The following is a 24,649-nucleotide window of genomic DNA, read 5'->3' as shown; positions in this document are numbered from 1 at the left end:
CTTTGCCATCACCACCACCGACATCTTCTGCATCAGCAGCCCCTTCCGCGCCACCAATACCTCCGGCTCCAAAGTCACTTGCCCAATCATTTCCAGCCGACTCTCGCTCACCCTTGCCGCCCGTCCTCCCGGCGAGTTCCAGCGCAATTCGGATTAATTCCTCACCGGGATCGGTATAGACAACACTCCTATCCAGCAGCTCTTCCACCTGATAATGGTAGCCGGAGTGAAGCAGATGGATCTCTTCCAGCTTGGCCGTGATTTCGCTTAGCAGCTCTTCATGCAGAAGCGGCGGAACGGTCCGGATATCCACGTCGATGGTACAACGGTCGGGAATTACATTGGTCTGCACACCGCCAACAATTTTGTTGACTGACAAGCTGCTTGACCCCAGCACCGGATCATGGGCCTGCCACTCCAGCGCATGGCGGTGAAGCAATGCGTTCACTTCCATCATGCCCTCCACGGCATTCAGGCCAAGCTGCGGCATGGAGCCGTGGGCGCTGCGCCCGAAGAGCGAAATCCGCAGCCATAGCGCACCTTTATGGCCGACAGCGACGCGGCTGCCTGTCGGCTCAGCGATGATCAGGCCATCCAGCCCAGCCAGGCTGTGCTGCTCCGCATACTGCCGTGCCCCGCAGCTGTCAACCTCTTCCCCGGCTGTCGCCAGAAAGATCAGATCGCCTCCCAGCCGGATGCCGTCCTGGTGCAGCGATACGGCGGCAAGCAGCATGGCTGCGAGTCCGCTTTTCATATCAGAGGTGCCCCGGCCGTACATCCTGCCGCCTTCAATTACCGCGCCATGCGGCGGATAATTCCCGGCTTCAGCCGTCCAAGGACTGACGGTATCCAGATGGCCGCAGAACATCAGCTTCCGGCCCCCGCCGCCTGGAATCACCGCCTCCAGATTGCTGCGCCCCTGCTCAATCCCGGCGATATTGCTGATACTGCTGTCAAGGCCAGCCTCACGTAAAAACTCCTGCAGCAACAGAGACAAACGGTGCTCATTCCCGGGCGGATTGCAGGTATCCACTTGAATTAAGCTTTGCAAAAAGGGAACTGCGAATTCCCGGCATCTGACATTCTTCATTCTTACATCCCTCCGGTAAGCCTAATTCCTAAGTTTAAGTTGAAATGTACGCTATTCGCGAGCGGTTTGCAGCCGGAAAAGTCACTTTGCAGCCGGTTTCGCCCGCAAAAAAAGCCTCAATATAATCCATGAACGGCGTACCCTTCACAGAAGAAATGAGGCTTTCTCAGCTTTTACATCACATCACTTTTTTGCAATATGCACCTTAAGCAGCTTGCCTTTTACCGTAGTATCCCTCATTGCCTGCAGTACAATTGCACCTTTGCCGTTCAGAATATCCACATAGGTTACGTTATCCTGGATGGTAATGATCCCGATATCATCGGCGGTGATCCCCTCAAGCTTCGCAATGGTGCCGACGAAATCGACAGCTCTGAGCTTCTTTTTCTTGCCGCCGTTGAAATACAGCTTCATGATGTTCTGGTTCATGACCTCAGTCTTGCCAACCTTGCGTACCTGCTGCTTGCCAAGCTTCTGCTCAAAAGCCGGTTTGGCATACGCCACCGCATCTTCGGACGGAGCTTTCATCATCGGAAGTTCGAACCCGATGTAGCCCTCGATATCCTTGACCCATTTATGTTCATTTGGCGTAACGAGCGTGATGGCTTTACCGCTTTTGCCTGCGCGGGCGGTCCGGCCGGTGCGGTGCACATAGCTCTCTTTTTCCATCGGGATATCATAGTTGATGACATGGGTAATGTTCTCGATATCAATGCCCCGGGCCGCCACATCCGTAGCGATCAGGTAGCGGAATTGGCCTCTTTTAAAAGCATTCATCACTTCAAAACGCTCGTCCTGCATCATTCCCCCATGGATTTTGTCCACCGGAAGCTCCTGATCGGCCATCCCCCGGAACAGCGCATTCACCTGATCCTGGGTGCGGCAAAAAATAATGCAGCTGTCCGGATTCTCCACCGTCAGCAGATCGCACAGCAGTGCGAACTTCGCAGCTTGTCTCACTTCGATCAGCGCATGCTCAATGGAGGCGGTAGTGATCCCAGAGGCTTCAATCTCAATATCCACCGGCTGAGTCATATATTTGCGGCACAGGTCCTTGATAACCTCCGGCAATGTGGCGGAGAACAGCATCGTAACCCGCTCACGCGGCAACTGCTGGATGATCTTCTCAATCTGCTCGATAAAGCCCATGCTGAGCATTTCATCCGCTTCGTCAATGACGAGGGTCTTGATCCGGTTCAGCGGTAAGGTGCCGCGTTCGATATGGTCGAACACCCGTCCCGGCGTGCCGACGACAACATGCGTTTTTTGTGTCAACTCAATCTTCTGCGGGGCAAACGGCTGTTTGCCGAATAAGGCCACCGCTTTGATCCGCTTGAAGCGGCCGATATTGGTGATATCTTCTTTGACCTGTGCGGCTAATTCCCGTGTCGGAGTCAGCACCAAGACCTGCGGTTTGTTCTCCGCCCAATCCACCAGTTCACAGACCGGGATGCCGAACGATGCCGTTTTGCCGCTGCCGGTCTGTGATTTGACGATCAGATCCTGTCCCTTCAGAGCGGCCGGAATGACCTTACTCTGTACTTCGGTCGGGCTATGATAGCCCAGAACGTCCAGTGCCTTGATAATCTCTTCATTTAAATCATAATCTCTAAACTGTAATTCACTCATGTAGTTGTTCCTTCCGTGTTAAGCATGGTCTCATTATAGCAGCTTCTGGCTGCCCTGATTCCATTCCTTATAAAATTGCTCCAGATACAGCAGCATGAAATCATGCCGCTCTTCGGCCAGCTTGCGTCCAAAGGGTGTATTCATGAGGTCTTTCAGCTTCAGCAGCTTCTCATAAAAATGACTGACTGCCGTCCCTTTAGAGTAATCGCGGTATTCCTTCTGCAGCGATTCATCGCGCGGCGTGAGATCCGGATCGTAGACCGGCCGCCCTTTTGCCCCCGAAAAAACCATCGTTCTCGCGATACCTATTGCCCCGAGCGCATCCAGCCGGTCCGCATCCTGCACGCATTGTCCTTCGAGTGTAGACATTGGATCCCCTCCGCCGCCACTGAAAGACATCGTCTCAATAATCAGCATAATATGTCTGATTCTCTCCTCATCTGCGAGATGCTCTTCCAGCCAGGTATGTACTTTGTGCAGTCCCGCTTCCTTGGAAGCATTGAGCTTCTCGTCAGCCACATCATGCAGAAGCGCCGCGATGGTGCAGGTGAGGACATCCGCCCCCTCCATCCCGGCGATCAGCGAAGCCGTATTGCGCACACGGTCTGTATGAAACCAGTCATGGCCTGTGGTATCCCGGCCCAGCTGCTCTTTGGCAAAGTCTTCGGCTGCCGCTATCCATTGTTGATTCTCCATAAATATTGCCCCTTTTCGCATAAGTCAATTCGGTCGAATACTGAAATTGCTGCTTGCACGGATTATCTTCATCCGCTATAATGTGCAGTAATCTAAATCTGAAGGGAGCTTTTTCCTGTGAACCTTATAAACAGCATTTCCATCATACAGAATCAGCTTCATCATCACAAGCAGCGTTAGCACACCTGAATGAGTTCAGGGAGGGCTAACGCATTTTGCGTTTGACCTCCCTGCGGGATACGAAACGCGCAGGACCAAGAGGTCCTGCGCGTTTTTTTGTTTTGCCGGAATTACCGAAACCTAGATATAGCTAAATGAAAAGGGGCTGCTAAAAATGCAAAATATTAAAGGAACCTATGATTATTTCGGACGGGAGCAGGCGGTCAGACAAAAGGTCCAGGGTACGCTGCGCGAACTGTTCGGGCTGTATGATTTTGAACCGATGGAGACCACAATGCTGAATGAGCTGGAGCTCCTGACCTCCAAATATGCCGGCGGTGACGAAATTCTCCGCGAAATGTACCAGTTGACTGACCAGGGCGGGCGCAGGCTGGGACTCCGTTACGATCTGACGATCCCGTTCGCCAAAGTGATTGCACTGAATCCGGGAATCGAGTTTCCCTATAAACGTTATGAGATTGGCAAGGTATTCCGTGATGGCCCGGTCAAAAAAGGCCGGCTGCGCGAGTTCCTGCAATGTGATGCCGATGTGGTCGGAATTGCCGGCCCGCAGGCCGAAGCCGAGCTGATGCAGCTGGCTGTGGAAGTCTTCCGCAGGCTGGAGATTCCCATCGTCCTTAAATGGAACAACCGCCGGTTCCTTGGTGAAATCCTGTCTGCGGTCGGCGTCCCTGCGGATGACAGCCTGTCCGTAATGCTAACCTTAGATAAGCTTGCCAAAATCGGCAGCCCGGGCGTACTGGCGGAGCTTCGCGAGAAGGGGTTGTCTGCGGAAGCGCTGCTCGCCATTACCCGGCTGCTGGAGACAGACAATACAGACTTCCCAAGTCTGGCTGACCGCTATGGTCTGACTGGTCAGCCCGGAACACTCGAAATACTGGCGCTGCAGCAGCTGATTGATGCCACCGGACTCTCCGCTGTTTGCGTGTTCGACCCGTTCCTTTCGCGGGGTCTGTCCTTTTACACCGGAACGGTGTATGAAATTTTCGATGCCACAGGCAGCTATCCCTCCAGCCTTGGCGGCGGCGGACGGTATGATGATATCATCGGCAAGCTGGTGGGGCGGGATGACATCCCGTATCCTACGGTGGGCATCTCATTCGGGATGGAATCCATTATGGCACTGCTCGGGGAGCGCCCGGTTCAGGAGGAATATTCCGGTGTGCTGATCATTCCGATTGGTGAGACCATGCCGCAGGCACTGCTCGCAGCAGCAGAACTGCGGAATGCAGGCATCCGGGTCAGCGTAGACACAGGTAAACGCAAGCTCAAAAAAACGCTCGCTACAGCTTCTGCCAAAGGCATCCGCTATTGTCTGCTTATCGGGGAGAGCGAAGCAGAGCTGGGTAAGCTGCGGCTCAAGGATATGTCGCAGCAAACGGAACAGTTGGTTACGGTAGAAGAAGCAAAGATGGTTATTTCGAGTTAATGCCGGACTGAAAAGCTCGGATCACAAAGCCTGGACCAGAGAACTTCCAGCAAATTGGCTCTGTTCTCTGGTCCAGTTATTCCTCATACTGAGCAAAACTATCACTTACTAACTTTGAGGAGTGTATCCGTTATGACTATCACTTACACTATCAATGCTCCGCTTGAAGCGGTGCAGGCTGCAGAACTCTTCATCAGCGCCGGACTTCGCCGTCCAGTAGATGATCTGAAGCGGATCGGCCGGATGCTGGAGCATGCCGACATTCTCATCACCGCTTGGGACGATAACCGTCCGGTAGGTGTGGCCCGTGCAATCACTGACTACGCTCTCTGCTGTTATCTGTCCGATCTGGCTGTCCGCAAGGAATACCAGCACCAGGGAATCGGCAAAGAACTGGTCAATGTGCTGCGCGGACATCTGGGTGAGGAAGTTATGCTGCTGCTCTTATCCGCACCTACAGCGATGGACTATTATCCGAAGATTGGATTTGTGAAGCTGGTGAATGCTTTTGAATATCCGCGGGCGTAATAGGCATTTCCCCCGCAGATATCGTGAGCAGAATTTATTCGACTTCTACAATCATAACCCCATCAATATATTTCTCTATCCCTGCGATATCCGCCCAGACAGGTTCATCGAAGCGTCTGGTAAAGAAGCGCAAGACCGTCTCTTCACCGTCAAAAGAAAGCACAATGACAAATTGGCGCCGGCCGCTGAACTGCTGTTTTAGCTGCGTTGTCCAAATTGCTACTAGCTCAACCCCGATGCTAAAAACTCCGATTGGCGAAATAGGTGGGTCCGTATAATAATCTGTTAGATGCAGATGGTTATACTGCGCTTCAAACGCGGTCCGGTCCGGAGTAACAGCATCCGGAGAAAACTGCGCAGGCAATTCATCACCGGTCCCCTGATCCAGCAGAACACAGCCGTCCAACTCAAAAAATACAGGTGAAGCGATCCGCTCTGCCTCCTTGGTATACACATTATGGCCATGTAACGTAACGTTCGCCTGGATCTCATCCAGATATACTTGGAGTTTACTGTTGATATACAAAGCTTCATGCCCCCTTAGTTCGCTAAAAAAGGGATGACTCGGATAGCCATTGATGGCTGCCAGGGACATCCCAATTTATCAAATTACCGTTTTACGCCACTAGCCCAAATTATACCAACACTTCACCATTACTTTCAATCACTTGCTTATACCAGCTGAAGCTCTTCTTGCGTGATCTTTCCAGTGTTCCTTGTCCTTCATTGTCCTTATCCACATAGATGAAGCCGTAACGCTTCTTCATTTCGCCTGTCCCTGCACTCACGAGATCGATACAGCCCCAAGGCGTATACCCGATCAGCTCAACGCCATCAGCTACGGCTTCCTTCATTTCCGTAATATGGCCCCTGAGGTAATCAATCCGGTAATCATCATTAACAGATCCGTCCTCTTCCACAGTGTCAACTGCGCCGAGGCCGTTCTCTACAACCATCATCGGGATCTGATAACGGTTATAGATATTGTTCAGCGACCATCTGAGACCCTTCGGATCAATCTGCCATTCCCAATCACTAGCCTTCAAGTAAGGATTTTTCAGCCCCATGGACAGGTTGCCGCCAATTTTCTCCTGTTCCGGATCAGCGCTCACACAAGTGGATGAATAATAGCTGCAGGTATAGAAATCGACCCGTCCCTCCTGTAAAATCTGCTCATCATGTTCACCCATGGCGATCTCAATTCCTTTATCTGCAAAATAGCGTTTGGCAAAGCCGGGATACGCCCCCCGCACCTGGACATCGGAGCAGAGGAAGTTGGTTAAGTTATCCTTTTGCTGTGCAAGCATAATGTCACCCGGATTACAGGTCAGCGGGTAGGAACACATATATGCGATCATGCAGCCTATTTTAAAATCCGGATTATTGAAATGCCCCAGCTTCACCGCTCTCGCACTGGCGATAAACTGGTGATGCAGCGCCTGGTATCTCTGCTGTTCATCATATGCCCGAACTGCGGTGTGACCGAACTCGGTATTTCCTTCCGGCATAATTGCTCCGGCCATAAATGAGCCAAAAGGCATGGTCAGAATATTAATTTCATTAAAGGTCAGCCAGTATTTCACCACATCTTTATAGCGGTTAAAGATTACTTCGCAATAGTTCACATAGTAATCAGCCACCCGGCGGTCAGTCCAGCCGTTGTATTCCTGCGCCAGATGAAACGGAGCTTCGTAATGGGAGATGGTGACCAGCGGCTCTATGTTATATTTTTTCAATTCAGCAAACACATCGTCATAGAATTTCAAGCCAGCTTCATTCGGCTGCGCATCATCCCCGTTCGGGAAAATTCTCGACCAGGCGATGGACATACGGAAGACTTTGAAGCCCATTTCGGCGAACAGCCGGATATCTTCCTTATAGTGATGATAGAAATCGACTGCCTCGTGGCTCGGGTAGTTCATCCCCTGCTCCAGCATCGGTGTAATTTTGCGGGGTGTCATGTGTGTTCCGGCTGTGATAACATCCGCAGTGCTTAAGCCTTTGCCGCCCTCGTTGTAGCCGCCTTCCAGCTGGTTCGCGGCTGTTGCTCCTCCCCACAGAAATCCTTCCGGAAAACGCTTGGTCAATAGTTTCATTATCAATATCCTCCTTATGATGAGCTGGTTATGGATTGGTTAGATCATTACCGTTAACAAATCCTCTTTATAGCCGATAGACTTCTTCCCGGTTTCAATAACATCCAGGTAATTATTCGAATTAGAGACGATAACAGGTGTAGTCAGGATGTAACCTGCCGCCCGAATCGCATCCATATCAAATTCCATAAGCAGGTCGCCCTTTTTCACGGTGTCTCCTTGTTTCACTCTGGGTGTGAAATGCTTCCCCTTCAGCTTAACGGTGTCCTTCCCGACGTGAATCAGGATATCCACCCCATGATCGCTGGTGATTCCAATCGCATGGCCGGATGAGAATAATGAGGTTAATATCCCGTCTACCGGAGAAAACACTTTGCCTTCTGCGGGTTCGATAGCAATTCCTTTGCCCAGCGCGCCAGTGGAGAACGCCTCATCCTTTACGTCGGAAAGCGCGACAACCTCGCCTTTTAAAGGGCTGCTTACGGTCTCCTGCTTCACCAGGATATCTCCCTTAGGGCCATCGGCAGGCTGATCTTTCACCACATCGTCCTTGAATCCGCCGAAGTACATCAGCAGGAAACCGAGCACAAAGCTTACACTAATACCAATAATTGCCCCATAAAATCCTGCATCCATCCCCTCCGGACTGATATAGCTCGGGATTCCGAAGATCCCCAGACCGCCCAGGATGTATCCCTTGGTTCCCATCAGGCCGATAATACCGCCGCCGACTCCCGCTGCTATACAGCTTAGAACAAACGGCTTCTTGCGCGGCAGGGTTATCCCGTAAATGGCCGGCTCTGTAACCCCGAAGATTCCTGAGATGACAGCTGGAATAGAAAGCGATCTCAATTTCATGTTTTTCGTCCGCAGCAGAATCGCGAGTACAACCCCTGTCTGGGCAAAGGAAGCCCCGAATACACCAGCCAGGATCGGATCCGCTTTCAGCACGGTAAGGTTGTTGATGGCAATCGGTACAAAACCCCAGTGCAGGCCGAAAATAACGAACACTTGCCAGAACGCGCCAAGCAGAATACCGGCAATGACCGGACTCAGGTTATAGACGAACAAAGTGCCTGCGCCAAGCAGTTGGCCTGCCCAGGTGGCAACCGGTCCAATCACAATCAGAGCCAGCGGGACAATGATCAGCAGCGTGCAGAAGGGAACCAGGAAGGTCCGCACCACGCTCGGAATAATCTTTTTAAACACCGCTTCAATCTTAGCTCCCACATAGGTCGAGAGAATGATCGGAATAACGCTTGAAGAATAGCTCATTAAGATCACCGGAATGCCCAGGAAGGTCAGGTACACGGGTGACTCAATAACGCTGCCGCTAAACAGGGTGTACAGCGGTTGTCCGGAAGCCGTTATAGAAGAAAAAGTAGGATAGACCAGCGTCGCCCCGATCGCCATCCCCAGAAAAATATTGGCATTAAACTTTTTGGCTGACGTATATCCCAGGAAGATCGGGAAGAAGTAGAATAAGCAGTCTCCGATTGCATTCAGAATCTGATAGGTTCCAGAGGTGTTTGTCAGCAAGCCCAGGGACAGGAACAAAGCGGTAAACCCCTTGATCATACCGGTTGCACACAATACGCCTAGCGCCGGGGTAAACACTCCCGAGATAATATCTATAAATTTATTGAACAAACCGATTTTCTCGTCTAAAGGCTCTGCTGCGGCCGACTGAAATCCGCCGATCGCTGAGACATCCGCATACACCTCGGGCACATGGTTGCCGATAACCACCTGGTACTGGCCTCCGCTCTGGATTACCGTCACGATGCCGTCCATATTCTTGAGAATTTCCGTATTCGCCTTGCTCTCATCTATTAATTTGAAACGCAAACGGGTGATACAATGCGTCAGACTGCTCACGTTCTCTTTGCCGCCGACGTTGTGGATGATCTCTTTGGCCAGCTTTTCGTATTTCATGTTGACCGCTCCTTTATTTGATAGTTCTATAAAAAAAGACGAGACCTAATAGATAGCATACAGAGCATACTATCTATTTTGGTCTCGCCTGCTTTACCAGTAACAATCCAAAATAGCTATTCAGTTTGCCGGTCCGTTACACGGTGCACATGAATGGTCAGATACAGCTTTTCCTCGTCCGACAGTTCGGTATTCAGGTACTTCTCTATTTTCAGCATGCAGTTGTAGGCATTTTTATATTTGGCTTTGACCTGCTTTAATAAGAAATCATCGTCCAGCTCCATCTTCTTCTTCTGATGAATCCGCTGGAAGTAAAAGCGCAGATGGGTTATAAATCTTTCAAAGCTGATTGATTTCTCGTCAAGGGTAATATTATAGGTGTATTTGATGATGTTCAGGATATCCTGGATCTTCTCGGTCTGGCCGGCCACATCTGATGCTTTATGATATGAGCTGTTGATCTGGGCATTGATTAAATGAAGGGCGATATTCCCCGCTTCATCTTCCGAAAGCTCCTTACCGGCTGAATCTTTAATGTACTCCAGTGCTTTTAAGCCAACTGCAAATTCTTTCGGGTAGATTTTTTTGATTTCCCAAATCAGCGGATTCGGGTTCTGGATCCCCTCGTCATGCATTTTAAATGTATTATGAATATGATCCGTGAGTGTAACATAGATATATTCGCTTAGAGGCACCTGCAGCATATTCTTGCCGTATTCTATGATGTCGTAGCATAGCGATACGTACTCTGAAGGGACATCCTCCAGCAGCAGCTTGAATCTCTCCGAAGCTTCCTTTTGCTTAAGAATAAAGACCTTCTCTATTAAGCTTTGTTCCACAGAATCTCCAATAGCCTTTTTGAAGCCAATCCCGCAGCCCATCACAACAAACTCCTGCTTCTGCGAATCTTTAGCGACAATGGCGTTGTTATTAAAGATTTTTTTGATAATCATCCAAGCTGCCTCCTCCATATCCCTAAATAATGTACCCGCAGGATTTAGACACTGGACGAAAAAAACTCAGGCCAGCCGACAATGTTAAGCGCTTCCAAATCAATTAGGATTTCAGCATCACCCACTCCGTTTCCTAAGTTCTGTAACCATCGCGAGTACAAGTGGTGAGATTAAAAAAAGGCAAAACCCAAAACATGTCTCAACACATGTCCTGGGTTTTGCCTTTTCAGTAACAATCCCAAAGTCAGAATACCATCAATTTATTGATTTGGCAAGAGAAAAGTATGCGCTTTCTTTATTGCCATATCACGCCAGTCCTGCTTGTAATATTCAGCCAAGTTAACCGGAGAAGCCCCCGCTGTAAGGCTGCCTCCGGTGCTTGCGTATGCTGTTAGCGGGTTCTCTGGAGCCGCTCGCGATACTCCTTGGGGCTTTTGCCGCTGAATTTTTTGAAGGCGCTGACAAAATGGCTCAGACTGGAATAGCCGACGAGCAGCGCCAGCTCCTGGAGCTTCAGACTGTCAGCCTGCAGCAGTTGCTCCGCTTTGGCCATTCTGATCTTGGCAACATAATCGGCCAGCGGAATGCCCACATGCTGTTTGAACTGGCGGGACAGGCTATGTTCCTCCAAGCCGAACAGCTGCGCTGCAGCAGCAAGCGGCAGCTCACAGCCATAGTTTCGTTCCATATATCTTCTGACCGCTTCGGGTAGAGCGCTTATGCGGGAATTACGTGCCAGCGTAACTTCTTCTATTACCAGCAGTCCCAGTTCATGCAGCTGCTGCTTCAGTGCCTCAGGTGAGGTGCAGGCAGCCAGTGTCTTGTGGCTATTCCACATAAACTTCCCTAAGGCCGTGCCGCTGCATTCAAATTTACGGGCTATAGCTGTCAGGAGCAGGAGCAGCCGCATGGACTTATACATGGAGATGTCAAACCGAATGTGTTCCCGTTCACCAACCTCAAATAGAAGGTCCAGTTCCCGCTCATACGCAGCTAAATCCGCTAGTTCTATCATTTGCGCCAGCCTGCGCTCTTCCTCAGGGGACAGCCAGGTCATCACCATACTCGTCCCGGCTTCTTTCCAACCTTCAACGGCAGTCCTATTTGTTCTGTTTAAGGCACACAAGCAGGAAGCAAACGCATTTTTTACCCGCTTCAGGCCTTTCACTTCCAGTCCGGCTGCACAGGAACAATCCAGCTCCATAATATCCTTAAGTTTCTGTAACAGCTCCTCTATGAAACGTTCAGCGCGGCTCGCATGCTCGACTCCCTCTTTCGAAGGAATCAGGAAATACATCCGCAGCGGATCAGCTTCATCACCGAACGGGTAGATATGCTTCCATCCGCCTGCCGTCTCCCGGCACACTTTCTGAAATAGCGTTCCTGCTAACAGCCGGTCCTTGTGCCTGGAAGCCATGAGCTCTGAAGGCACCTTCAATTCGATTGCGGCATACCGCAGCTTCAAGCCCTCTCCTGCAAGCGCAGTCAGCTTGAGCTGGCGCAGCCGGTTTTTGACAGGTTCCGTACTGAGCCAATCCTCCTTGACCATCTGCTGTAAAAAGCTCTCCTGCAGCTGCCGCATCTGACCGCTCCCCTGCTTTTCTTCCTCCACCTGCCTGATCTCAAACATAGCAGTATCACCCCCTATAACAGGCGCAGCAATAATCCTCTCTGTTCCCTTGTTCCGGCGGAAAACGCATTCCTTACTATCATTATGGACAGATTAAACAGGAAGAACCCGCAAAAACCAAATTTATTTGAAAAGAGAGGCGAAATACCCCGCCGGATTCCCGGCGGGGTTAAGTATTGCTTATATTTTGAACTTTTCCACCAGTCCCTGCAGCTCTTTGGCACTCTGGGTATTCTCGTCAGCCATAGCTGCTTCATGGAAGGTCTTCTCCACGATATCGGCAGTTTTCTCGGCAATATCCTGCACACCGATCGCTCCCTCATTCACGGTAGCCGCGACCTCATTGACCGCTATGGCAATACTGGACACGGTCTCGTTCAGATGATCAGCAGCTTCCTCGAACTGCCCCATCAGCTGTTTGATCGTGGAGGCATCATCATTATATTGCTGGCTGACTTCGGTTAACCGTTCGTAGTCGCTTAATACATTCTGATCTATAAAATCTAGCATAGCCTCCGAATGCTCTTTCATCTGCTCCACAGAAGAATACACATTTTTGACTACTCCCTGGATGCCCGCAGCCGTCTCAGAGGATTTCTCCGCCAGCTTGCGGATTTCACCCGCCACGACGGCGAAGCCCCGGCCGGCCTCTCCTGCCCGCGCGGCTTCAATGGCTGCATTCAGCGCAAGCAGATTCGTCTGGCTGGTAATAGAGAGGATGGTATCGGCGAGCACGTTAATTTCATTGATGGCCCCCGACTGCTCGATGGCTTTCTCCATTTCAACCCGCACGGATTCATAGATCCGTTTGGCATTGCCGGTGGATGTTACGGCATCCTGCTGAAGTACCAATGCACGCTTTGTGATATCACTGGACATTCCAGCTCCTTCTTTTACGCGGCTGGAGATCATCCGCACATTATTCTCCACTTCATGGATGGCTGCAGTCATTTCCTGCGTAGATGCCGCCGTCTCCTCCATGCCTGCCGACAGCTGCTCTGTAGTAGCCGAATTGTCATGAGCATTCTCACGTACATCAATGGAGAGCTTCTCCAGTGTCTCTGCATTATCCAGCACTTTGGCAGAGATCGTCACCAGGCTTCCGGCCATCTCCCGCAGTACCGCCCGTGTGTGGAACATCGCCTTGGCGATCGTCCCGGTCTCATCCTTATTTTTCACCAGATGCTCATACTGGTTATCGTATTTCAGGTCCAGCTCAGCAGTCTTGTTAATCAGCTCGGTCAGCTTGATAATCGGCGATGAGATCCGGGTTGCCACAATGATTCCGATCAGCAGGGTGACCAGCAGGCTCCCGATACCCAGCAGAAGGATATAATTCGTCATGTTTTGAACCGGTTCCGTTATTTCATCCAGGTCACCAGTCAGAACCAGCGTCCAATTGGTATCTGGCAATACGGTAAAGGCTGCTTTTTTCTGCGCGCCCTTGTAAAGATACTGCACATTTCCGTCTTCAACGGTTTTCCCGGCTTTTACCTGCTCTACAACTCCTTTAATCTGCGCGTTCTCTACCGGTGTACCGATCTTGGCCTCATCCGGATGATAGAGAATATTCCCAGTCTCATCCACCAGATAGGCATAGGAGGAAGGCGCATTCGCTACCTTGGCATCTGCCAGATATTTAATAATACTGTTCGCGTTAACCGCTGAAGCCACGAAACCGATCATCTTGCCCCCGCTCGTTACCGGATGAACAAAGGCAAGTACATAAGCTCCAGTGGACTTGGACTTAAGCGTTTCGCTGACCACCGGTGCAGCGGTCTTCAAGACATTGATCGTATATTTCCGTTCATTCAGATCCGTGCCCACAAGCTTGGTATCGCTATCCGCAATAATGATTCCTTTCATATTGACCAGAAACATATGCTCCAGGTTGCCTGCATCCTTTACCAAAGCCTGCAGCTTGGTATTAACCTCGGTCTGAAGCTCATCGCCGGCGGCTAATGCGCCGGATTGTTCTTCCAGCAGCACTTCGGCGATTTCTGATTCCCCGGCAACCAGCTGAATGCTCCGCTTTTCTTTGTCGATCATTGCTTCAATCGTCTGTGCTTTGTTGGTATTGACCTGCCCCATGGAGGCATCGGTGAGATTGAGAATCGTACTGGTAGATTTGTTATACGTAAAAATCCCCATTAGTGCTGTTGAAATCATGGTAACAGCGATCATCATAACTGATAGCTTCATCCGAATCTTCATCTTCTCAACATCCTTCCGCCCTCGTCTAATCCTAGCTTGTTAAACACCCTAAATAATGTAATATTGTTTAATTTTATTATCGGATTATTCTTGTTGATAGTTAAGATGACATAGGGAAATTCAGTGAAAAATATCATACTTTGTCGAAATTTAAGATTTAATTTTAGATTTAGTTTACAAAACCTAGGCCTCAGCCCGGAAAGTAAAGCAAAAAGCCCCTCTTCTCCATATGAGAAAGGGACTTTTGGTTGATCCGATATTACAGAAATATCTTGCACATTCACAACTTGCTTTTAATTCAATAAGACCACGGCAGAATAGCCGCGGCCCTTGTGTAATAGCGGATATGAATTCGAACGCTTAACCTTCCTGCGGGAATAGAGCATCCAGAGCCGGGCAAGGTAGCTTCTCCAAAAATTGCGAAAGCGGTGCCGGCATGTTGGTATACAGCTCATTCAGCGAGGTCCCGTTATAGATGTTGCCGATGATAACCGGATAACACAGCTCGGAAATCAGGATGTCGCCATTGCCGTGCAGGTGCAGCTGTTTTTTACCTTCAATGCAGTGCGGGAAATATACGCCCGGCTGCTCCGCAAAACCCAGCTTATCCATAAACCGGTCCATACAGGTGAAGTAAAGTGTAGTATCCTCTTTACGGTTAGCAATCAGCTCCGCAACGGCATTCTTCAATTGCTCCTGTGCGGCAATCGCCTTCCAGCCGGTGTGGCCCATAATTATACTGTTCTGAATCTCATGCGTCCGTACACCCATTGCATAGACATGGTCGCTGATTTCCTGCATATTATCCTGCGTTTCATTGAACAGCAGGGTTTCCAGCACCACATTCACGTCTGTTTTGGCGAACATGGTGATGTTCTCTCTAATTTTGTCATAGACACTGGGATGAATATTATAATAGTTCGAGAACGCCTCAGCGGTCGTAAAATTAAACGAAATATGTATTGTAGTCAGTCCGGCCGTTACCAGCTCCTGAATCCGGGCCGCATTCAGCAGACTGCCGTTAGAATTCAGCTGGGTCTGAATCCCGCGTGAGGAGCAGTAGGACACAATCTCCACACAATCCTCGAATTTCAGTGTCACCTCGCCGCCGGATAACCGGACGCGCTTGAGTCCCGGCAGCTCCTCCAGGATGCGGATAACCTCTTTGCCGTTAATGCTCTGCCCGTCATTTCTATTGTATGCGCAGCAGTAATCACAGCGGAAATTGCAGTTTGAAGTTACACCGACCTCAAGGCCCTCCAGCTCGTAGGTCAGCGGTTTATCCAGCTCCAGTGCTTTATATTTAATGCTCATGCTCTATAGTCCTCCTGAAAAATAAGATATTCTGCTTTAGGGTCAACCTTAAAAATTATAAAGGTTTCAGGCGCAGGTTAATGTGACTTTTGTTGTAATGGGCCTGTTTAGCATCGTCTGAGTGCACAAAAAAGAAGCAGCCCGCGGGCTGCTTCTTAACTATATTTTATTTTATAATTCCACCGATTTGCCCATTTCGTTCCATACCGGCTGTCCAATCAGTCCCAGACGCCAGATCGCGATCCCTTTCAGGCCGTACCGTTTGGCCAGCCCGATCTTGGCATTCACAGAGGTTTCATTCTCGCTGTATACCGAGATGCCGAGGATCAGCTTGTCTTTACTAACCTGCTCCAGTGCCAGACGAATGCCTTGATCCACCATGTCCAGCGGCTCCGGCTTGGATTCATCCTCATAGGCATAGGCCATAATGACCAGATCACCAGCAAGCGAAGCCAAAGTCTTGTAGTCGTGCCCTTTAAAGGAGCCGTTCAGCGGGGGCAGAATGACAGTCAGCTTGAGGCCGGCTGGCTTGGCCGCTGCCGCCAAGTTCTTTACGAATATATTGAATTGGCCCTGTACGGTTTTCTTGTCCCCGGTCAGACCGAGCCCTTCCAGATCCAGTCCGATGCCCTGAAACCCTTTCTCTGTAGCCAGCGATACGATGCTTGATATCGTCTGCTGCTGCAGCGCCGGGTCTTCCAGATTTTTGGTCAATTCCAGCTCCTTATCACCAGAATAAACCATTAAATAAGGAGCAGTTCCTCCGGCAGCAGCGTTCTGAACAATGGATTCCGGCGTAATATCCCCGTCGGCCTTCGGCCACCAGAAATCCGTGCTGGTCGTCGTGAACTGGCCGCTGCGGTCGATCCGGCTCCAGCCGAAGGCAACCGCATTAAAATCCGGAATCAGGGACACCTCACTGTACGATTTCTGTGCATAGAAGCCCAGCGTGTACATATCCTTCTTGGGCGAGGTAATCGATACAGTCTTAGCTGCCTGATTCCAGCCTACTCCTGCCCCGAACTGCTGTCCGAAGAAGCTGAGCGGAATCATCGTTGTCCCGCGGATATTTTGCGGCGGGACAGCCAGCTGGACGACCGCTCCATTCACTGTTGCCTTTGCGCTGCCGAGTGTAAGAATAACCACTTTGGAGCCTGCTGCGTCACTTTTGGTGGCGGTAATTTTCTTGGCGGCCTGATCCCACTTCACCTGAATGCCGAGCGCTTCGGAGATGGCACGGAACGGCACCATTGTAGTCCCGTTCATCACCGCGGGCGGAACCGGGAACGGCGGCGGATAGCCGTCGAGCATAATGCTCACACTGCCTGCCGCAGCCTGTGTAGGCTGTGCGGGAAGTGCTGTAAAGCCGCCTATTGTTATTGCCGCGCATAATAATAGTTTACCTAGGCTTTTCATATGTTGATTCTCCATTCCGCTAGATTCTGAATGATATAAAGTCACATGTTTAGTCTGCACCCCAACATCTTTATAGATTAAATTAAAAAATACTATTAGGAAAAAGTGGAGGAGGAGAATTTTGGAACTGTAGGAGCGCTAGCGTCCGCCTTTGTCTTCGGATTTCTACCGCAAATAGCGGTATAATCGAGAAATCTGGAGACAACAGCGGCCGGAAGTCCAAATATTCTCTGGAGCCACGGCTAATCCTATTAGTAATAGTATAATTTAATCTATATCACACCTCTATCATTTTACCAAAATAGATATTTTTAGCAAATTAATAGATTGTAACTTCTGGAAATCGCAGCTTTATACCAGCCAGAGTCCAGCATCCTTGGAAAGGTTACATAAAAGCACTTAAAAAGACGCCAACAGCCCGCTCGGCATCCACATCGACCGCGACTTCGATGAATTCACCTATCCGGGGCTGCGCCCGCAAATCGGCAACAACCATCCCGGAGGTATGCTCCCCTTGATGCTCCACACGGACCTTCATCTGCCGGCAGGTCAGCAGGTCAGGATGCAGCGCAGCCATAAGAGCCAGCGGATCATGCAGCGGTGCACCGTTAATTACATAATTGGCGTCACGATAAAATTTGAAATAGTGCTGCAGAGAATGGTCCATAAATTCAATAATCGCCTGATTGTCTTCCCGGCCATACCGTTTCAGCAGCTCCAGATGTTCCGTAGTGATCAGTGTCTTCAACGTCACATCCAGACCGACCATCAGCACAGATAGTCCTGAGGTGAATACCCGGTCAGCCGCTTCGGGATCACCCCATAGATTGGCCTCGGCCACCGGAGTTACATTGCCCGGTTTGAAGATCGTCCCCCCCATTACAACTACCTTTTTCAATTTGCCCTTAAGGGCGGGGTCCAGATCAAGTGCCAGCGACAGATTCGTCAGCCGCCCGAGGGTCACCAGTACGATTTCGCCGGGATTCTCATCCGCCAGCCGTACAATAAATTCTGCCGCTGTTTCACTTACCAGACGCTGGGAGGATGGCGGAAGCTGCACATCGCCGATGCCATTTTCACCATGCACATGCTGGGAGAAACCGCGGAGTTCACGGACCAGTGCCTGGGAAGCACCTAGAGCAACCGGAATCTCTGCTTCGGGCCGGGCCAGCGCAAGCAACCGCAGCGTATTGTCCGCCGCCTGTTCGACACCGATGTTGCCAAACACCGTAGTAATCCCTTCTACTACAACATCCGGAGCGCGTAATGCATACAATATAGCCAGTGCGTCATCAATACCCGTATCGCAGTCGATGATAATTCGGGCTTTGCTCATTTTGATTTCTCTCCCATTCTTCTATGTGTTTAGGATCCCAAGCAAAAAGCCTGCCGCAGTTCTATGAACAACAAGCGTTCAAAAGAACTGCAGCAAGCTTATCTGTAATCGAACGGGTCCTTATTACTCTACGTATGAAGCAGCCGCCCGGCTGAACCGCAGCAGTGCTTCAGTGAGTACCGCTCTCGGGCAAGCCAGGTTGATCCGCAGATGGCCTACTCCTTCAGGTCCAAATACAGAACCTTCGTTAAAAGCCACTTCTGCCTCTTTGTACATCAGATTTTTCAGTCCGGCTGCATCCAGTCCCAGCGCCCGGCAGTCCATCCATAGCAGATAAGTGGCCTCAGGGCGCATAACCTTGACCGCAGGAAGATGCTCTGCGAGGTAGCTGATCGCATATTCGGCATTCCCCGCAATATGTTGACGCAGCTCGTCCAGCCATGTCTCTCCTTCATTATATGCCGCCTCTACCGCTTCGGGTGCAAAATGAGACGACATATGCAGGCTGAGCGCCTTCAGCTTACGCTCAAATTTCCCCTGCAGTTCAGGATTCCGGGCAACGATGAAAGAGGTCTGCAGGCCGGGCAGATTGAAGGTTTTGGTTGCTGCCAGCGTTGTAATAGTAATATCAGCCAGTTCTTCAGATAAAGAGGCAAACGGGATATGCTTGTGTCCAGGAAGCGTCAGATCGCAATGAATCTCGTCTGAAATGACGGTTACCCCGTAACGCAGGCATAACTCTCCAACCTGCTGGAGCTCCTCGCGTTTCCAGACGGTTCCTCCCGGATTATGGGGGTTGCACAGCAGCAGCAGCTTGGCGCCGCCCTGCATCAGCGATTCAAGGTGGGCATAATCCATCTCATACCGCCCATTGCGAAGAATCAGCGGATTCTTAGCTACTTTGCGGTCATTCATCTTAATTACATCATAGAAAGGATAATAGACCGGCGATTGCAGAATTACCTCATCACCTGGCTGGGTGAACAGCTCTACTGAAAGGCTTAGCGAAGTGACAATCCCCGGTGAATCCGTGATCCACTCCGGCTGAATCGCCCAATCATGGCGTCGTCCGAACCAGTTTACAATCGCTTGTTTGTAAGATTCACTTCCCACGCTGTAGCCATAGACACCGGCTTCCACCCGGCGCAGGATCGCTTCCTTCACTGCCGGCGGGCTCTCAAAATCCATATCTGCTACCCACAGCGGCAGAATATCCTTGTTGCCGAACAGCTTTTCATTCTGATCCCATTTGTAAGAGCGGGTATTGCGGCGGTCAATTATGCGTTCAAAATCATACATTCACTTCAATCCCCCATCATTTCGACTTTTCAGATTATTGTATCACAGGGGTGACTTTACGGCATCCTTCACTGCTTCAGCTCCCCTTGCGCAGCCGTTCCAGCGACTGGCACAGCCTAACCTCCTCAAGCGGCTTCAAAAGATAGTCGGCAATGGCCTGATCAAAGGCCCATAGGGCATGCTGCTTACTCTCTGTGGTCACTACGATCTGAATCGCCGGAAGCTGCTGCTTGATCTGCTCGGCTACCAGCACTCCCTGCAAGCCGTGGAGCTGGAGATCCAGAAACAGCACATCCGGATGAAGTCCGATGATCTGATCCAAAGCGCTCTGCGGATGGGAGGACATTCCGATTACATCCACTTTCCCGGACTGCTGGAGCATTGTTGCCAGTTTATAGAGATCCTTCTGATTCACATCCAGCAAAAACGCTCTAATCATACCTCTCCCGCCTCTCGCCAGGAAGTCTTTTCGACCTATCTTTAAAAAAAGAGCCGCCCCCGCGTAAATCTGAAATATCGGGGGACAGCCATTGTAAATACCTCTATGCTGCTTACAGAAAAATTAGCCGCTTGTTATTATGCCCTTACTTCATTGCCGCCGGCAATATACTGCGCAGATCATCCATGTTGATGATCAGATGAATATTATTCATCGTCCGCAGAGAGCCGGAAATAATGCCGGCCAGCCGGCCATGCGCATCCATCAGCGGTCCTCCGGACATTCCGCTTACAACCTGGGCTGAAGTCAGAATTCTGCTTCTTCCGTTAATCTCAGCAGCAGGCGTATTGATAATCCCCTCGGTAATGATGCTCGTATTCTTCAGGGGGTATCCGAGTGCGAATACAGCTTCACCATGTTTCACTGCTTCAGTGCGCATCTCCAGGTAAGAATAGGCATTGTCTGCCAGCTTCGCTGCTGCCGGTGAAGGCAGATCCAGTACAGCAATATCCTTATGTTCATAGTTATAAGACAAATTCCCTATATGCGTGCCCGCACCAAAAGTGACCTCTAGATCCCCCGTAGCAGCCGAAGCCTGCCCCGCCCAAGAACCTGGTATCAAGGACAGCAGCACACTCAGGATCAGACTTAATGCGGTGTATTTCTTCGCTTTCCTGCTTTTTAGCAAATCAATGCTCCCCCTTATTCTTTCGTCATTTCTCGCCCGCCGGCCTACAAGATTCGCTGCTCTCAAATACTCTATGTGTTCACAATCTCTCCTTTCGGCTCCCTTCCGGCGGACAAAAAACAATTAACTTCTAATTACCTATTTTTTCATATCTGAAATTCATTCTAGCAGGACGCTCTAAACAAACTCTTAACAAATCTCGACAAAATACTGGTTCAGTGGAACTAAAATCGGGTACATTGCCCGATAATGAATATTTTTTTGAAAATTCTGCTAAAATGGCGCGAAATTTCGACTTTTTAGCAAATAAACTGAATAAAAAAATATTCTGCACAACAAAAAAACTGGACGGTAAAGTACCATCCAGGTTTCGGGAATTCAGATATGAAGTTCATTGTCTCTTCATGCAGCCTTTACTTCGCCACCGCACTCCGGTTAATCGCCTTGCCCACCTGTCCCAGAATCGCCGACATTGAATCCTCATCATTTACATAGTAGTCATCAACTTGCAAGTGTGCAAGAAACTCATAGCTTTGAGTTACGGAAGATGGTCACAGAAATGGATAAGTTTCAATTAGGAAAGCTTTCAGTCTATAAACTTGTTTTTTCTACTTCTTTATCTATATCGGTATCTGTCATGTTTAAGAAACCATAATAGGTCGCAAACGGATAATATGCATAAACTTTATTATTATAAACATAGGACAATTTAGGTTTTATTATGCAAAATTTGTCCTTGTTTTTTGTGCTGGTTTTTATAAGAACTTTCTCTGTTCCTTTTGGTTTAATGTTTATGGGTTTATTTTCCAAATTAGTTTCATTTAAGTCTATTCCCAAATCGATAACCTTAATATCATTCGCAGTAGTATTTGTAAAGCTAAAATTATATCCATTAAAATCATTAGCAACTAATGGAAAAGTGTCACTCATAACCAATTTCTCTTCATTCTTATCCTTAGAAACATTAAAGTTCCAAATACCTACTTGGTAATCTTCAACAGAATTATCATCAAATTTTATTTCTATGTACCTTACTTTTTCCTTTCCTGGTTTTTGAAAAGATACATCTAATGTAATATTTCTAATATCGTACTTTTTTGATGAGTCACTTTTAACTAATTTATAGGATTTGACCTGAGTAGTTACTGAATTCTTAAAGTTTATTGTTACGATACTTTTAGTAGATATTTTATCTTTATGGTTTTTCTCAATAAAGTAAGCTAAATCAATAGTATAATTTGTGTTTAGTTCCGCTGCTATTGAGGAATTGTATTGGATAAAGTGTGCTGCTTCAAATTTGTCTTTTGTTAAAGAAAAATATGTACCAAAAATCACTACTAAAATAATAAGTATAAATGTAAGAATTATTTTGTGATTTTTTGTCATATAATCAAAAACCCCCAACAATACTATTTCATGAATATATTACCATTAATACCTTTATGTAAAAATAACATTATATACAGGGTAAAATATCCATAAATTCAATATAAGCTTTCTCGAAACTTTGTGAGCTTTGCCTTTTTGGCTTCTGCCATGATTTTGTTGAAGTATCTCCTCTAGGTTGAGTTTCAGACACGCCGCAAACATTTTGTTCCGAAATAAAAAAAAGCAGCGCCTTTCGGCGCCGCGATTAAAAACCTTATAGTTTCAGTCTGAACACATTAATTAACATATCCTAAGAATAGTTGAATCAATATAATTACTTCCATCCCAGAATTGTTCATTTGAGGAACCAGGATAATGTGCAACTATATAATAATGAACAATCGAAGTGAGTAGTCAAATAGAAACCCTTTACTTCGTCACCGCACTCCGGTTAATCGCCTTGCCCACCTGTGCCAGAATCGCAGACATCGAATCCGCATCATTCACATCGTAGTCATCAATGTTCAGCCGCAGCACCGGGCAGGCGCTGAACTCGTCAATCCACTGGGAATAACGGCCGTGCATATGCTCCCAGTAAGAGACATCGGTCTGGATTTCCATTTCGCGCCCGCGTTCATTGATCCGGGTGAGGATCGACGGCAGGCTGCCTTCGATATAGATCAGCACATCGGGATACGGGAAATACGGTGTCATCACCATTGCCTCGTACAGACTAGTGTAGGTTTCATAGTCGGTCTTCGACATGGTGCCTTGATCGGCATGCATTTTGGCAAAAATCCCGGTGTCCTCATAGATCGAACGGTCCTGCACGAAGCCGCCGCCCAGCTCGAACATCTTCTTCTGCTCCTTAAAGCGTTCCGCCAGGAAATAAATCTGCAGATGGAAGCTCCATCTTTCGAAATCGTGGTAGAACTTCTCCAGGTATGGATTGTGGTCGACCTGTTCCAGCGAAGTCTGGAAATTCAGACGCTTCGCGAGGGCTGCAGTCAGCGTTGATTTGCCGACACCCACTGTTCCGGCTACAGTAATAATGGCGTTGTCCGGGATGTTGTATGTGTTCATTTCATAAGCTCCTTTAGTTGTGCGGCGATAGCGCTGAAATCTTCCTGATTCTCTACAAAATCAACCTTGTTCCCATCAATCGTTACAATGACGGTCGACGGTTCGCGGACAGCGAGTGAGGCCATAGCATCATCATAATCTTCTATTAATTGCTGCATATACGCAGGTGAAATTTCCTCTTCGAACGGGCGGCCGCGTTTGACGATTCTGGCCATAAGGGTATCCAGATCAGCACGGATATAGAGAATAATATCAGGCTTCGGCAGATCATCGGTCAGCACATGGTAAATCTCGCGGTATTTATCCCGCTTCGTTCCTTTCAGAGTACGCTCGCCAAAAATCAGATTCTTATAAATATGATAATCGGAAATAACCGGTTTATCCTTATTTATGTACTCGTTCACGGTATCCTCAAGCTGCTTGTAACGGTTGCAGAGAAAGAACATTTCGAGTTGGAAGCTCCAGTCGTCCATATTCTGATAGAACTTGTCCAGGAACGGATTCTCCTCCACGATTTCTTTAATCACCGGAAGCTGGAATTCTTCAGCCAGCATCGTGGCGAGGGTTGTTTTGCCAGCCCCGATCGGGCCTTCCACTGCTATAAAAGGTGCATGTTTCATTAACGCTGATTTCCTCCTCAAATGCGGACCATGCCGGGTGAAGCTGCGAAATGTGTATCCTCAAAAAACAGACTCAATCATTGTATCACAGGAGGCCTTTGCGTGAACGCTTGAATTTGAGAATTTTGTGCTGGGGATATAAAAAGAACCCGTACCCGCTTAAGAACAAGCGGATACAGGTCCATGGAATCATTTAGCTGCTTACTCTTCAAATTTAATGAGTAATCGCTTGAGTACTACCGCAGCTTGGGCGCGGGTGGTGATACCTGCCGGCTCAAAGCCGCTGTCTGTGATGCCTTTCATAATTTCATCGTTCAAAACCTTAGCTACATCTTTCTTCGCCCAGCTAGAAATCTTGCTGCTGTCTGAATATTGTCCGAGCAACCCCAAGTCTGCCGCGGATGAATCTCCGGCGCCAAGCAATGGATATGCCCGGCCAATCATGACAGCCATTTCTTCACGGGTGATCGTCTTGTTCGGGCCAAAATGGTCATTGTCCCATCCCTTAACGAGGCCTTTAGACACCGCACTCTGTACAGCTTCACTGTACCAGGCAGATTGATTCACATCACTGAATCCAGTGCCGGCATTATTTTCATCCGCCGGAAGATTCAAGGCTCTCATGAGCATAGCTGTGAACTCCGCCCGGGTTACCGGATCAGCCGGTTTGAACGTAGACTCGGATGTACCGTTTACCAGCAAGCGG

At 49.0% G+C, this 24,649-nt stretch carries 21 protein-coding genes; 2 read left to right on the top strand and 19 right to left on the bottom strand.

Going from position 1 to position 24,649, the window contains the following annotated elements:
* The 3 genes from AQR02_RS07025 to AQR02_RS07015 all read right to left on the bottom strand — a co-directional run.
* Window positions 1-1,090 (bottom strand): M20 family metallopeptidase (locus AQR02_RS07025; protein ID WP_082451698.1); only part of this gene is annotated, 1,090 nt, incomplete at its 3' end.
* A gap of 183 nt (window positions 1,091-1,273) precedes the next feature.
* On the bottom strand, window positions 1,274-2,719 hold the full coding sequence (locus AQR02_RS07020) for a DEAD/DEAH box helicase (protein ID WP_054939972.1): 1,446 nt from the start codon (window positions 2,717-2,719) through the stop codon (window positions 1,274-1,276).
* Window positions 2,720-2,752: 33 nt separating this feature from the next.
* Complete coding sequence (locus tag AQR02_RS07015) at window positions 2,753-3,415, bottom strand: HD domain-containing protein (RefSeq protein ID WP_245237178.1); 663 nt, start codon at window positions 3,413-3,415, stop codon at window positions 2,753-2,755.
* Window positions 3,416-3,749: 334 nt separating this feature from the next.
* Between AQR02_RS07015 and AQR02_RS07010 the strand changes: the two genes are divergently transcribed.
* Both AQR02_RS07010 and AQR02_RS07005 read left to right on the top strand, forming a co-directional pair.
* Entirely contained in the window at window positions 3,750-5,024 is a 1,275-nt protein-coding gene (locus tag AQR02_RS07010) for a histidine--tRNA ligase (protein WP_054939970.1), read from the top strand.
* Window positions 5,025-5,156: 132 nt separating this feature from the next.
* Entirely contained in the window at window positions 5,157-5,552 is a 396-nt protein-coding gene (locus tag AQR02_RS07005) for a GNAT family N-acetyltransferase (protein ID WP_054939969.1), read from the top strand.
* Window positions 5,553-5,586: 34 nt separating this feature from the next.
* Here AQR02_RS07005 and AQR02_RS07000 read toward each other — a convergent pair whose 3' ends face one another.
* The 16 genes from AQR02_RS07000 to AQR02_RS06920 form a co-directional block, all read right to left on the bottom strand.
* On the bottom strand, window positions 5,587-6,078 hold the full coding sequence (locus AQR02_RS07000; RefSeq protein ID WP_054939968.1) for a hypothetical protein: 492 nt from the start codon (window positions 6,076-6,078) through the stop codon (window positions 5,587-5,589).
* A 109-nt stretch (window positions 6,079-6,187) separates the two neighbouring features.
* Window positions 6,188-7,648 carry a 6-phospho-beta-glucosidase gene (locus AQR02_RS06995; RefSeq protein WP_054939967.1) on the bottom strand — a complete coding sequence of 487 codons (1,461 nt, stop codon included), beginning with the start codon at window positions 7,646-7,648 and terminating at the stop codon, window positions 6,188-6,190.
* A gap of 39 nt (window positions 7,649-7,687) precedes the next feature.
* Window positions 7,688-9,583 (bottom strand): beta-glucoside-specific PTS transporter subunit IIABC, encoded by a 1,896-nt coding sequence (locus AQR02_RS06990; RefSeq protein WP_054939966.1) that lies wholly within the window; start codon window positions 9,581-9,583, stop codon window positions 7,688-7,690.
* A 116-nt stretch (window positions 9,584-9,699) separates the two neighbouring features.
* The gene (gene licT / locus AQR02_RS06985) at window positions 9,700-10,536 is read right to left on the bottom strand and encodes a BglG family transcription antiterminator LicT (RefSeq protein ID WP_054939965.1); all 837 of its coding nucleotides are present in this window, start codon (window positions 10,534-10,536) and stop codon (window positions 9,700-9,702) included.
* Between the two features lie 391 nt (window positions 10,537-10,927).
* On the bottom strand, window positions 10,928-12,166 hold the full coding sequence (locus tag AQR02_RS06980; RefSeq protein WP_054939964.1) for a helix-turn-helix domain-containing protein: 1,239 nt from the start codon (window positions 12,164-12,166) through the stop codon (window positions 10,928-10,930).
* A gap of 180 nt (window positions 12,167-12,346) precedes the next feature.
* Window positions 12,347-14,380 (bottom strand): methyl-accepting chemotaxis protein, encoded by a 2,034-nt coding sequence (locus AQR02_RS06975; RefSeq protein ID WP_054939963.1) that lies wholly within the window; start codon window positions 14,378-14,380, stop codon window positions 12,347-12,349.
* A gap of 360 nt (window positions 14,381-14,740) precedes the next feature.
* Entirely contained in the window at window positions 14,741-15,694 is a 954-nt protein-coding gene (locus tag AQR02_RS06965) for a radical SAM protein (protein ID WP_054939961.1), read from the bottom strand.
* A gap of 171 nt (window positions 15,695-15,865) precedes the next feature.
* On the bottom strand, window positions 15,866-17,110 hold the full coding sequence (locus AQR02_RS06960) for a stalk domain-containing protein (protein ID WP_054939960.1): 1,245 nt from the start codon (window positions 17,108-17,110) through the stop codon (window positions 15,866-15,868).
* Window positions 17,111-17,495: 385 nt separating this feature from the next.
* Window positions 17,496-18,446 (bottom strand): nucleoside hydrolase, encoded by a 951-nt coding sequence (locus AQR02_RS06955; protein ID WP_054939959.1) that lies wholly within the window; start codon window positions 18,444-18,446, stop codon window positions 17,496-17,498.
* Window positions 18,447-18,569: 123 nt separating this feature from the next.
* Window positions 18,570-19,745 carry a MalY/PatB family protein gene (locus AQR02_RS06950; RefSeq protein WP_054939958.1) on the bottom strand — a complete coding sequence of 392 codons (1,176 nt, stop codon included), beginning with the start codon at window positions 19,743-19,745 and terminating at the stop codon, window positions 18,570-18,572.
* Window positions 19,746-19,821: 76 nt separating this feature from the next.
* Window positions 19,822-20,184, bottom strand: a complete 363-nt coding sequence (locus AQR02_RS06945; protein WP_054939957.1) for a LytR/AlgR family response regulator transcription factor — start codon at window positions 20,182-20,184, stop codon at window positions 19,822-19,824.
* 145 nt (window positions 20,185-20,329) lie between these two features.
* On the bottom strand, window positions 20,330-20,872 hold the full coding sequence (locus AQR02_RS06940; protein WP_054939956.1) for a S1 family peptidase: 543 nt from the start codon (window positions 20,870-20,872) through the stop codon (window positions 20,330-20,332).
* Window positions 20,873-21,463: 591 nt separating this feature from the next.
* A complete protein-coding gene (locus AQR02_RS06935) occupies window positions 21,464-22,258 on the bottom strand; it encodes a hypothetical protein (RefSeq protein ID WP_054939955.1) in 795 nt (264 codons plus the stop codon).
* 411 nt (window positions 22,259-22,669) lie between these two features.
* Complete coding sequence (locus tag AQR02_RS06930; RefSeq protein ID WP_054939954.1) at window positions 22,670-23,323, bottom strand: deoxynucleoside kinase; 654 nt, start codon at window positions 23,321-23,323, stop codon at window positions 22,670-22,672.
* Window positions 23,320-23,943: a deoxynucleoside kinase gene (locus AQR02_RS06925; RefSeq protein ID WP_054939953.1), complete on the bottom strand. Its 624-nt coding sequence runs from the start codon at window positions 23,941-23,943 to the stop codon at window positions 23,320-23,322. The genes AQR02_RS06930 and AQR02_RS06925 overlap by 4 nt, the downstream gene beginning before the upstream one ends.
* A 201-nt stretch (window positions 23,944-24,144) precedes the next feature.
* On the bottom strand, window positions 24,145-24,649 hold a 505-nt coding region (locus AQR02_RS06920), incomplete at its 5' end, for an S-layer homology domain-containing protein (protein WP_167347607.1).

It is taken from the genome of Paenibacillus ihuae (assembly GCF_001368795.1).
GTDB lineage: Bacteria > Bacillota > Bacilli > Paenibacillales > Paenibacillaceae > Paenibacillus_AQ > Paenibacillus_AQ ihuae.
The sequence above is the reverse complement of the archived record's forward strand: the minus strand, read 5'-3'. Positions and strand labels throughout refer to the sequence as shown.

What these genes read in the sequence shown, in the direction of transcription:
- AQR02_RS07020 (WP_054939972.1), bottom strand. Translation starts at nt 2,719, where the DNA reads ATGAGTGAATTACAGTTTAGAGATTATGATTTAAATGAAGAGATTATC.
- AQR02_RS07015 (WP_245237178.1), bottom strand. Translation starts at nt 3,415, where the DNA reads ATGGAGAATCAACAATGGATAGCGGCAGCCGAAGACTTTGCCAAAGAG.
- AQR02_RS07010 (WP_054939970.1), top strand. Translation starts at nt 3,750, where the DNA reads ATGCAAAATATTAAAGGAACCTATGATTATTTCGGACGGGAGCAGGCG.
- AQR02_RS07005 (WP_054939969.1), top strand. Translation starts at nt 5,157, where the DNA reads ATGACTATCACTTACACTATCAATGCTCCGCTTGAAGCGGTGCAGGCT.
- AQR02_RS06995 (WP_054939967.1), bottom strand. Translation starts at nt 7,648, where the DNA reads ATGAAACTATTGACCAAGCGTTTTCCGGAAGGATTTCTGTGGGGAGGA.
- AQR02_RS06990 (WP_054939966.1), bottom strand. Translation starts at nt 9,583, where the DNA reads ATGAAATACGAAAAGCTGGCCAAAGAGATCATCCACAACGTCGGCGGC.
- licT (WP_054939965.1), bottom strand. Translation starts at nt 10,536, where the DNA reads ATGATTATCAAAAAAATCTTTAATAACAACGCCATTGTCGCTAAAGAT.
- AQR02_RS06980 (WP_054939964.1), bottom strand. Translation starts at nt 12,166, where the DNA reads ATGTTTGAGATCAGGCAGGTGGAGGAAGAAAAGCAGGGGAGCGGTCAG.
- AQR02_RS06975 (WP_054939963.1), bottom strand. Translation starts at nt 14,380, where the DNA reads ATGAAGATTCGGATGAAGCTATCAGTTATGATGATCGCTGTTACCATG.
- AQR02_RS06965 (WP_054939961.1), bottom strand. Translation starts at nt 15,694, where the DNA reads ATGAGCATTAAATATAAAGCACTGGAGCTGGATAAACCGCTGACCTAC.
- AQR02_RS06960 (WP_054939960.1), bottom strand. Translation starts at nt 17,110, where the DNA reads ATGAAAAGCCTAGGTAAACTATTATTATGCGCGGCAATAACAATAGGC.
- AQR02_RS06955 (WP_054939959.1), bottom strand. Translation starts at nt 18,446, where the DNA reads ATGAGCAAAGCCCGAATTATCATCGACTGCGATACGGGTATTGATGAC.
- AQR02_RS06950 (WP_054939958.1), bottom strand. Translation starts at nt 19,745, where the DNA reads ATGTATGATTTTGAACGCATAATTGACCGCCGCAATACCCGCTCTTAC.
- AQR02_RS06945 (WP_054939957.1), bottom strand. Translation starts at nt 20,184, where the DNA reads ATGATTAGAGCGTTTTTGCTGGATGTGAATCAGAAGGATCTCTATAAA.
- AQR02_RS06935 (WP_054939955.1), bottom strand. Translation starts at nt 22,258, where the DNA reads ATGACAAAAAATCACAAAATAATTCTTACATTTATACTTATTATTTTA.
- AQR02_RS06930 (WP_054939954.1), bottom strand. Translation starts at nt 23,323, where the DNA reads ATGAACACATACAACATCCCGGACAACGCCATTATTACTGTAGCCGGA.
- AQR02_RS06925 (WP_054939953.1), bottom strand. Translation starts at nt 23,943, where the DNA reads ATGAAACATGCACCTTTTATAGCAGTGGAAGGCCCGATCGGGGCTGGC.